The organism is Gryllotalpicola sp. CP2-P1 (assembly GCF_057512245.1).
Genome location: NZ_JBLRDT010000263.1, coordinates 1 through 2,802, shown reverse-complemented (window position 1 = coordinate 2,802; position 2,802 = coordinate 1). Strand labels below are relative to the sequence as shown.

The 2,802-nt window shown below is 71.1% G+C and carries 2 protein-coding genes; both read left to right on the top strand.

Annotation, left to right across the window (positions count from 1 at the left end; all coding sequences use genetic code 11):
* A partial coding sequence (locus tag ACM2XV_RS13955) for a beta-N-acetylhexosaminidase (protein WP_487027361.1) occupies positions 1–1,524 on the top strand: 1,524 nt, incomplete at its 5' end.
* 57 nt (positions 1,525–1,581) lie between these two features.
* Positions 1,582–2,364 carry a glucosamine-6-phosphate deaminase gene (gene nagB, locus ACM2XV_RS13950; protein ID WP_487027360.1) on the top strand — a complete coding sequence of 261 codons (783 nt, stop codon included), beginning with the start codon at positions 1,582–1,584 and terminating at the stop codon, positions 2,362–2,364.
* Positions 2,365–2,802 lie beyond the last annotated feature (438 nt).

Genomic DNA, 2,802 nt, shown 5'->3' with positions numbered 1-2,802 from the left:
GGCGAGGCACAGTGGCTGCAGACGGCGCTGCGCGCCGCGACGGCACTGCCGCTGCGCGAGGGGCCGGCCGAAGCCGGTGCGGGCATCGTGCTCGCCCTCGCTCCTGAGCTCGGCGCAGAGGCGTACCGGCTGACGGTCTCGGCCGCAGGCATCCGCATCACTGCAGGGGACGCGGCCGGCGCGTTCTGCGCCGCGCAGACCGTGCTGCAGCTGCTGCCCCCGGCGATCTATCGCAGCGCGCCCGTTGCGGGCGTCGAGTGGTCGCTGCCGGCCGTCGAGATCGCGGATGCCCCGCGCTTCGGCTGGCGTGGCGCAATGCTCGACGTCGCCCGGCACTTCCTGCCGAAGCGCGAGGTGCTGCGCTTCATCGACCTGCTCGCGGTGCACCATCTCAACGTCCTGCACCTGCACCTCACCGACGATCAGGGCTGGCGCGTCGAGATCGCCCGCTACCCGCGGCTCACCGAGATCGGGTCGTGGCGCCGCGAGTCGCAGCTCGGCGCCGGGCCCGACGCCACCTTCGACGGGCGCCCCCACGGCGGGTTCTACACGCAGGACGACCTCCGCGAGATCGTCGCCTATGCCGCCGCGCGGCACATCGACGTCGTCCCCGAGATCGACGTGCCGGGGCACTCGCAGGCGGCCATCGCGGCGTACCCCGAGCTCGGCGTCACGGGGGAGCAGCTCGAGGTGTTCACCCGCTGGGGCATCAACGCGAACGTGCTCAGCATGGAGGAGTCGACGGTGCGGTTCTACCTCGACGTCTTCGACGAGCTCATGGAGATCTTTCCCAGCCGCTTCGTCGGCGTGGGCGGCGACGAGTGCCCGAAGGAGCTGTGGGAATCCGACCCGCGCACCCGCGAGCTGATGGCCGAGCGCGGGCTCGCGAGCGGCGAGGAGCTGCAGACCTGGTTCATCCGGCGCCTCGATGCGCACATCAGCGCGCGCGGTCGCCGTCTCTTCGGCTGGGACGAGGTCCTCGAAGGCGAGCTCGCCCCCGATGCCGCCATCGCCTCGTGGCGGGGCACGCGGGGCGCGGTCACCGCGGCCCGCCGCGGCCACGACGTCGTGCTGTGCCCCGACGACCAGGCCTACCTCGACTACCGGCAGTCGGATTCCCCGGACGAGCCGATCCCGGTCGCGATCGTGCTCACCGTCGAGGACGTGTACGCCTTCGACCCGGTGCTGCCAGAGCTCACGCCCGATGAGCAGAAGCACGTGCTCGGCGGCCAGGCGAACATCTGGACGGAGCACATGGACTCGCCCCGCACGGTCGACTACTTCGCGTTCCCGCGGCTGGCCGCGCTCGCCGAGGCGCTCTGGACGCCGGGGCCGAAGGATGTCGACGACTTCCTTGTGCGACTCGACCATCACCTCGGCCGCCTCGACGCCCTCGGTGTCGAATACCGGGCCGCGGAGGGGCCGCGCCCATGGCAGCGCCGCCCCGGTGTCGCGGGCCGGCCGAGCACGCGCGAGGAACGACAGGCCTACATGGAGGCCGTCACCGCCAACATCGCCGACTGAGCCCGGCGCGACGGCGGCCTGCCCGGCCGCCGCCTGAGAGAACGAGTGGAGAACCAGATGGAGATCGTGATCCTGCCGGATTCGGCGGAGGTGGGTCGGGTTGCGGCATCCGTGATCGCTGATGTGGTGGCGCGCAGGCCCGATGGTGCACTGGGCCTGGCGACGGGGTCGTCGCCGCTTGCGATCTATGACGAGCTCGCGCGTCGGGCGGCTGCTGGCGAGCTGGATTTCTCGCGCATGCGGGGGTTCGCGCTGGATGAGTATGTGGGGCTGGACTATGCGCACCCCGAGAGCTATCACGCGGTCATCGACCGCACGGTGACGAAGCCGCTGGGGATGGACCCCGAGCTGGTGTCGGTGCCTGACGGGTTGGCGCAGGACGTGCCGGCGGCGTGCGCGGCGTATGAGGCGGCGATCGATGCGGCCGGGGGGATCGACGTGCAGATCCTCGGCATCGGGGCGAACGGGCACATCGGGTTCAACGAGCCGACGTCGTCGCTGGCCTCGCGCACGCGGATCAAGACGCTGACGCCGAAGACGCGGGCGGACAATGCGCGGTTCTTCGATTCCCCGGAGGCGGTGCCGACGCATTGTGTGACCCAGGGGCTGGGGACGATCCTGCGGGCTCGGCGTCTGGTGCTGGTGGCGCAGGGGGAGGCGAAGGCCGAGGCGATCGCCGCCGCGGTGGAGGGGCCGGTGTCCGCGTCGTGCCCGGCGTCGGTGCTGCAGCTGCATGAGCATGCGACGGTCGTGATCGATGAGGGCGCGGCCTCGCGCCTGCACAACGCGGACTACTACCGCTACACCTGGGCTAACAAGCCCGAGTGGCAACGCTACTGAGCCAGAGGTCGAGGCCGGGAGCTTCGCGCGTCGTGCGCGGCGACAGTAGATGTCGTTTCGCCTGCCCCTGAACTTGGTGCGGCGACAGTAGATGTCGTTTCGCCTGCCCCTGAAGTTGGTGCGGCGACAGTAGAGGTCGTTTCGCCTGCCCCTGAACTTGGTGCGGCGACACTAGATGCTGGTCTCCGCGGCCGGAGCGGCATCTACTGTCGTCGGGTGGTGCGCCGGCGCGCGATTGCAACATCTAATGTCGCCCCGTGTGCGCGGTTTACGCGGTGGCCTCCGCGGCTACGCCCCGTCGAGCGCCGCGCTCGCCGCGGCGACGAGGCCGCCGTCGGTCACCCAGTGGTCGTGCTGCCGCCGCTTGGCAGACAGGTGCACGGCGGAGACGCCTGCGCCGACGAGCATGGGGATCGTCGCGGCCGAGACGCCGCCGCC